7 protein-coding genes and 1 pseudogene are annotated in these 6956 nt (G+C 63.8%); all 8 read left to right on the top strand.

Annotation, left to right across the window (positions count from 1 at the left end):
- A partial coding sequence (locus DM813_RS28420) for a DUF6708 domain-containing protein (protein ID WP_347233025.1) occupies positions 1 to 616 on the top strand: 616 nt, incomplete at its 5' end.
- Positions 617 to 792: 176 nt separating this feature from the next.
- A complete protein-coding gene (locus DM813_RS08455; protein ID WP_128322977.1) occupies positions 793 to 1764 on the top strand; it encodes a VOC family protein in 972 nt (323 codons plus the stop codon).
- 90 nt (positions 1765 to 1854) lie between these two features.
- A complete protein-coding gene (locus tag DM813_RS08450; protein ID WP_241653155.1) occupies positions 1855 to 3201 on the top strand; it encodes an alpha/beta fold hydrolase in 1347 nt (448 codons plus the stop codon).
- 16 nt (positions 3202 to 3217) lie between these two features.
- Complete coding sequence (locus DM813_RS08445; RefSeq protein ID WP_128322975.1) at positions 3218 to 4045, top strand: alpha/beta fold hydrolase; 828 nt, start codon at positions 3218 to 3220, stop codon at positions 4043 to 4045.
- A gap of 44 nt (positions 4046 to 4089) precedes the next feature.
- Positions 4090 to 5220 carry an FAD-dependent oxidoreductase gene (locus DM813_RS08440; protein WP_128322974.1) on the top strand — a complete coding sequence of 377 codons (1131 nt, stop codon included), beginning with the start codon at positions 4090 to 4092 and terminating at the stop codon, positions 5218 to 5220.
- Positions 5221 to 5233: 13 nt separating this feature from the next.
- Entirely contained in the window at positions 5234 to 6022 is a 789-nt protein-coding gene (gene dmpE / locus DM813_RS08435; protein WP_128322973.1) for a 2-oxopent-4-enoate hydratase, read from the top strand.
- Positions 6023 to 6070: 48 nt separating this feature from the next.
- Entirely contained in the window at positions 6071 to 6286 is a 216-nt protein-coding gene (locus DM813_RS08430; protein WP_128322972.1) for a hypothetical protein, read from the top strand.
- A 54-nt stretch (positions 6287 to 6340) separates the two neighbouring features.
- Positions 6341 to 6956, top strand: a pseudogene (gene mhpF / locus DM813_RS08425) (acetaldehyde dehydrogenase); the annotation flags it as partial.

The following is a 6956-nucleotide window of genomic DNA, read 5'->3' as shown; positions in this document are numbered from 1 at the left end:
GATCCGTTTCAACCGAGTTACCCGCCAGGTCTATCTGCACCGACCGCGTTTCGCTGGTGGCATCGCCGTCCTCGACTGGGAGCAGGTAATCGCCCAGTCTGTTGTGGGCGAAGAAGAATCCGCCAACACCGGTCGGCAACTCCTTCTATTCTGGGACCCCGCCATCACCGGACTCCCCCATCTTCACCTGGTGTTCGTCGGCAAGACCGGCGATGGCACCAGCGATCTGGTCAACCTGTGGGAGTTCATCCGCCGCTATATGGAAGAAGGCCCGCAGTCAGTGCCGGCACCGAAGAAGCTGCTCGGCAAAGTGCCGTGGCCGTGGCAGTCGGCCATGGTCTCCTTGAATTTTTTCAGGCCGCTGTGGCGCGCCGGGCTGCGCTGGCAGGTCGCCTGTTGGGTGGCGTTGGCCTCTCCGGGCCTTGCAGTGCACGCCACGGGGCACTGGATTTCGCTGTTGCTGTGCTGGGAACCGCGCTGGCCGCGCATCATCCGCGAGGCAGGCCTGCCCGGCAAGCCTGTCCCGCCACTGTCCACTGCTGCCGACTGGCCGCCGCTGCCAATGATTGAATCCGCAACGAAGAAGCCTCGGCGCGCACGCAAGCCACACCCGTAGCCCCCGCCAAGCCTTGCATTTACTGGATATCTGCCTTGTCTGAATCCCTCTGGCTCGCCTGCGGCGTGCTCCCTACCATGGCGTTCACTGCACAACGCGATGGCTCCCGGAGCACGCTAACAGCCGGCGCAACAGCAACCCGCCAGGCATCAACAAGAACAACAGAGAAGGCAATCATGACGAAGGGCAAACCGTTTCGTTTCACCGGTGTCGAGTGTGTGAGGTTTGCGGTCGAAGAGCTGGCCGACGCCTGCCGCTTTGCCTCCGACTGGGGGCTTTCCTACGTGCCTTGCGCCGATCCCGAGGTGAAGCTGTTTCGCGCCGTCGATGGTTCCGAAGTCCAGGTTGTCGCCGCCGATCCCTCGCGTATCGAACGCACGCCCATCGGCGGCGGCAGCGGCCTGTGCGAGATTGTCTGGGGGGTCGAAGACCAGGCCAGCCTGGCCGCGCTGGCCCAGGACCTGGGCCGTGACCGGCGTGCCGAGTTCGATAGCGACGGTACGCTGCACAGTGTCGACGACCTCGGCATCAATCTGGCGTTCCGCGTCGCCCAGCGCAAGCCGATGCATTTCGAGGCGACGCGTTACAACGCTCCGGGCCAGCCGCAGCGCATTAACCGTCGCGCCCCGGCCTACAAGGTGGCCATGCCACGGGAAATCAGCCATATCGCCATCGGCGTGGACGATGCTGCTGAAGCGGCGCGTTTCTATATCGAGCGCTTGGGTTTTCTGGTCTCCGACCGCTATGCCAACCGTGGTGTGTTCATGCGTTGCTCGCCCTCGGGCAACCACCATCACGTGTTCTTCATGAATGCCCGCGTGCCGGGCACCCGTTTCAATCACCTGGCGTTCAAGGTTCGTGACATTCACGAAGTGATCGGCGGCGGCCAGCACCTTGACTCGCTGGGCTGGAGAACCTTCGCAGGGCCGGGGCGGCACACGATTTCCTCGGCGTGCTTCTGGTACTTCCAGACGCCGTTCGGCGGTTCCTGGGAATACGCCGCCGACGAGGACATCGTCACTGATGAATGGGAAGCCCAGGACTTCGCGGCGATAGCTCATATCTTTTCGGAATGGACCTTTGGCCTGGAGAAATCCGACGGCACGCTCAAGGGGCCGATTTCCGCCAGCAAGGAACAGAAGCGCTAAACCTTCCGGTTTCTTCATCGGGTGCCTTTTCCGGCCTTGCTGCGCTGAGCGGGGAGGGCGCCTGTTCACCTGACTTCGGGGAGCACCAACGTGTCCGAATCGAACCCCCTGCAACGCCCTTACTGGATCGAGCTGCTGCACACACAGGTGCGCGAGGTCCAGGGCAAATACCGTACGCGCATCATCGAAGCCGGTGCCGGGCCGGCATTGATCCTGTTGCATGGCACCGGTGGCCATGCGGAAAACTACGCGCTGAACATCGCCGAGCTGGCCCGGCACTTCCGTGTCATTGCCATGGATTTCCTCTGGCACGGCAAATCGCAAACTGAAGGTTACGACGCGCAGATCATTCCGGTGCTGGTCGACCAGGTGCTGGATGTGATGGACCAGCTCGGGCTGGCCACGGCGTTTGTCGAGGGCCAGTCGCTGGGCGGCTGGGTGGCGATGCAACTGGCGCTGCGTCATCCCGAGCGGGTCGACGCCCTGGTGCTGACCACGACCATGGGCTATACGCCGGATGCGGGCGCAATCGAGGGCTATGTCGAGCCGGACTGGGCCAGCAACCTGCCCAGTTCGCTGGAGGTGCTGCGTGACCCGAGCTTCGACAATGTGCGTACCCGCATGGCGCGCATTCTGGCCAACCCGCAGCGCCTGACCGACGAAGCGGTAATGGTTCGCCAGGCGCTGTACTGCCAGCCTGAACTGGCTGCGGTGCAAATGCAGTTCATTGCCGAGTACCTGGCGGGGCCGACGATACGCCAGCACCTGGTGACCGACGCGCTGGCCCGGCAAATCCGCCAGCCCACCCTGGTGTACTGGGGCGAGCGCAATCGTACGCCGCCCGCCCTGGGTGAACACATCGCCCGCCAGGTGCACAACGGCACCTTCCATTGCGCCGCCGACACCGGGCACTGGGCGCAATTCGAGAGCGCAGCCGAGCATAACGAGGTCGTCACCACCTTCCTTCAAGCACACCTGCCCAAGGACAAAACCGTCATGACCCGCACCGTACTCAATCCGATTGGCCGTTGGGAAATCCTGGCCTGGGAACAGCGCTTCGACGACGGCCGCATCGAGCTGCCGATGGGCGAGCATCTGCAGGGGTTCATTCAGTACACCGAAGGCGGCCACATGGCCTGCATGATCGCCCGAGCGGAGCGCGCCCCGTTCGAAAGCGGTGGCCAGTGGAACGCCAGCGACAGCGAAAAGGCCGGCGCTTACTCCAGCATGCTCGCCTATGGCGGTCGCTACGCCGTCAACGACGACGTGATCACCCATTGGGTCGACATCAGCCTGTTCCCCAATTGGGTCGGCGGTGCGCAGAAGCGCCGCTTCGAAGTCAACGCCGACGGCACGCTGACGCTCAGTGCGCGTCTGGAAGAAGGCACCCCTCAAGCCCGCAGCGCCCGCCTGGTATGGCGACGTGTCAGCGTTTGAACCTGGAGAGACAACCATGAATAGCCCACACAATCCCGAGATCGGCCAGCGCATCCAGACCGGTTCGTTGGTGACCAACTACCACGACATCGGCAGCGGCGAACCGGTGTTGCTGCTGCATGGCTCCGGCCCTGGCGTCAGTGCCTGGGCCAACTGGCGCCTGAGCATTCAGGGCCTGAAGGACGACTTCCGTCTGTTGGCGCCGGACCTGGCCGGCTTCGGCTTCACCGAGACACCGACAGACATCGTCTATTCACGCGAGGGCTGGCTGGAGCAACTGGTCGCGTTCCTCGATGCCCTGGATGTGCAGAAGGTCAACGTCATCGGCAACTCGTTCGGCGGCTCCATGGCCCTGGCCCTGGCCATCCACCATCCGCAGCGTGTCAACAAGCTGATCCTGATGGGCAGCGTCGGCGTGCCGTTCGAGCTCACCCCCGGCCTGGACGCGGTGTGGAGCTACGAGCCGTCGCACGAAAACATGCGCGCGATCATGCGCATCTTCGCCTACGACCAGCAGCTGGTCGGCGACGACCTGGTGCGCATGCGCTATGAGGCGAGCAAGCGCCCCGGTGTACAGGAAGCCTACGCGGCGATGTTCCCGGCGCCACGCCAGCGCTGGGTGGAGGCGATGGCTCACGGCGAGGCTGAAATCCGCAGCATCGCGCACCCGACGCTGCTGGTGCATGGCCGCGACGACAAGGTGATCCCGCTGGCCACCTCGTTGACCCTGCAGCAATGGATCGACGACAGCCAGCTGCATATTTTCGGGCGCTGTGGCCACTGGACGCAGATCGAGCACGCGGCGGCATTCGGCCAGCTGGTGACGAATTTCCTCAAGGCCTGACCGGGTTGTTTCGCCGGACAAGAACAACAACAAGGAATCCTGCAATGACTCAAACCGTACAAAAAGCGCTGATTGTTGGCGCCGGCACCGCCGGCATGTCTGCCGCCATTACCTTGCTGCGCCTGGGCATTGACGTCGACCTGATCGACATCAACCCGAACTGGGGCGCACTCGGTGCCGGGCTGACCATTACCGGCCCGACCCTGCGCGCGCTGCATCAGCTCGGCGTATACACCGACATGGTCGATGAAGCCTATGTCGGCGAAGGCATTCAGATCTGCGACACGCAGGGCGAGCCGCTGCGTACGCTGGCAACGCCGATGCCGGCGGACAGCGCGACCGCGAGCAGTGGCGGCATCATGCGCCCGACCCTGCACGGCATCCTCGCCCGGCATGTACGTGCCGCCGGGACGACCCTGCGCCTTGGGCTCACTGTCGAGGCGCTGGTGCAGGACGGCAGCGGTGTCGATGTGACCTTCAGCGATGGCAGCCAGGGGCGCTATGACATCGTGCTCGGAGCCGACGGGGTGTTCTCGCGGGTGCGCGGGCTGATCATGCCCGACGCACCGAAACCGGAATACACCGGCCAGAGCTGCTGGCGCCTGTTTCTCGAACGCCCGGCCAGCATCAAGCGGCGTACGTACTTTCTCGGCGGGCCGTACAAGGTCGGGTTTTCCCCGGTGTCGGCGACGCACATGTACATGTTCCTGCTTGAACGGACCCCCCAGGTGTTCATCGAGCCGGCCGACTTTCACCGCGAACTGGCCAAGCGCCTGGAAAGCTACGGCGGTGTGCTGGCCGAGGTGCGTGACTCGCTCAGCGAGCGGGACATTGCAGCGATCAACTTCCGCCCGCTGGAGATTTTCAGCCTGCCGGCGCCGTGGTACCGCGGGCGCGTGCTGCTGATCGGCGATGCGGCGCACCCGACCACGCCACAGCTGGCCTCCGGCGCCGGCATGGCCATCGAAGATGCCCTGGTGCTGGCAGAAGAGCTGCAGCAGGCCGGTTCGGTGGAACAGGTGTTGGCCCGCTTCATGGCGCGCCGTGAAGCGCGCTGCCGGCTGGTCACCGAATCATCGATGGAGCTCGGCCGCCTGGAGCAGGTGCGGGCGCCAATCGAGGCGCAGACCAAGGTGGTCGAGCAGGCACTGCTGACCTTGAGCGAGCCCATTTAAGGGGGAGAATCCCATGACGATTGACGATGCGCTGCTGCACACGATCAGCCTCGAACTGTACAACGCCCAGCGCAAGGCCGAGGCCGTTGCGCCGCTCACGGGGCGCTACCCCGAGCTGACCCTCGAACACGCCTATGCGATTCAGCAGCAACTGATAGCGCGGCGCCTGGACGATGGCGAGCGGGTAGTCGGCAAGAAGATCGGCGTCACCAGCCAGGTGGTGATGAACCTGCTGGGTGTCGGTCAGCCGGACTTCGGCATCCTCACCGATGCGATGACGGTGAACAGCGGTGAAAGCATTGCCGCGTCTTCGCTGATCCAGCCCAAGGCCGAGGGCGAGCTGGCGTTTGTGCTCAAGCATGACCTGAAAGGGCCGGGCATCACCGTGGCGGACGTGCTGCGTGCCACCGAAGGGGTGATGGTCTGCTTCGAGATTGTCGATTCACGCATCCAGGACTGGAAGATAAAGATCCAGGACACCGTGGCAGACAACGCCTCCTGCGGCGTTTTTGTCCTCAGTGACCGCGTGGTTCCCCTGAGCGATGTCGATCTGCAGTTGTGCGGCATGGTCCTGGAGAAGAACGGCGAGATCGTCGCCACTGGAGCCGGAGCGGCGAGCATGGGTTCGCCCGCGGTCGCGGTGGCCTGGCTGGCCAACACCCTGGGGCATCTGGGGGTGCCGCTCAAGGCCGGTGAAGTGATCCTGTCCGGCTCGCTCGGGCCGATGGTACCGGTCAAGGCCGGCGACAACCTGCGGGTGTCGATCGGCGGTGTTGGCAGCTGTTCGGTGCGCTTCAACTGACCCCGGCGCATCGCGCTCGCCACTTCAAATACAACAAGGAGAGAAGGTATGGGCTTCGTACTGAAAGAGTCGATCCTGGCCGGAATCATTGGCGGCATCATCGCTGCCATCCTGGCTTTTGCCGTCAATCACTACCTGGTGCCGTTTCCGCGTGATCTGCTCGATAACGCACTGGGCAACGGTATCAGTGGTTTTGTCAGTGGCCTGCTAAGCGGCTTTTTCGGGGTGTTTCTGGTGCTGCGCAAAACCGCCAGGAACCGTTAGTCACTCAAGGCCGGCTGATCTGGCCGGCCTGTCATGCACGGCTGGAGCTCTGCCATGAAGAAAAAACTCAACGTCGCCATCGTCGGTTCCGGCAACATCGGCACCGACCTGATGATCAAGATCCTGCGTAACGCGCAGCACCTGGAAATGTCGGTGATGGTGGGTATCGACCCGGCGTCCGATGGCCTGGCGCGCGCTGCACGGATGGGCGTGGCGCCGACCCACGAAGGCGTAGAAGGCCTGACCCGTCTGCCAGCGTTTGCCGACATCGACTTCGTCTTCGATGCCACCAGCGCCGGCGCCCACGTCAAGAACGACGCGTTCCTGCGCTCGATCAAGCCGGGCATCCGTCTGATCGACCTGACCCCGGCAGCCATCGGCCCGTACTGCGTGCCGGTGGTCAACCTGGAGCAGAACCTCGGCCAGCTCAACGTCAACATGGTCACTTGCGGCGGCCAGGCGACCATCCCCATGGTCGCCGCGGTATCGCGCGTGGCCAAGGTGCATTACGCCGAGATCATTGCCTCGATCGCGTCGAAATCCGCCGGACCCGGCACCCGCGCCAACATTGACGAGTTCACCGAAACCACCAGCAAGGCCATCGAAGTGATTGGTGGGGCTGCGAAGGGCAAGGCGATCATCATCATGAACCCGGCCGAGCCGCCGCTGA

It is taken from the genome of Pseudomonas alkylphenolica (assembly GCF_004025535.1).
In the GTDB taxonomy this organism is placed as follows: Bacteria; Pseudomonadota; Gammaproteobacteria; order Pseudomonadales; family Pseudomonadaceae; genus Aquipseudomonas; species Aquipseudomonas alkylphenolica_A.
Note: the sequence above shows the minus strand (reverse complement) of the source record. Positions and strands in the feature narration are given on the sequence as shown.

Coding starts and splice junctions, on each gene's coding strand:
- DM813_RS08455 (WP_128322977.1), top strand. CDS start 793: ATGACGAAGGGCAAACCGTTTCGTTTCACCGGTGTCGAGTGTGTGAGG.
- DM813_RS08445 (WP_128322975.1), top strand. CDS start 3,218: ATGAATAGCCCACACAATCCCGAGATCGGCCAGCGCATCCAGACCGGT.
- DM813_RS08440 (WP_128322974.1), top strand. CDS start 4,090: ATGACTCAAACCGTACAAAAAGCGCTGATTGTTGGCGCCGGCACCGCC.
- dmpE (WP_128322973.1), top strand. CDS start 5,234: ATGACGATTGACGATGCGCTGCTGCACACGATCAGCCTCGAACTGTAC.
- DM813_RS08430 (WP_128322972.1), top strand. CDS start 6,071: ATGGGCTTCGTACTGAAAGAGTCGATCCTGGCCGGAATCATTGGCGGC.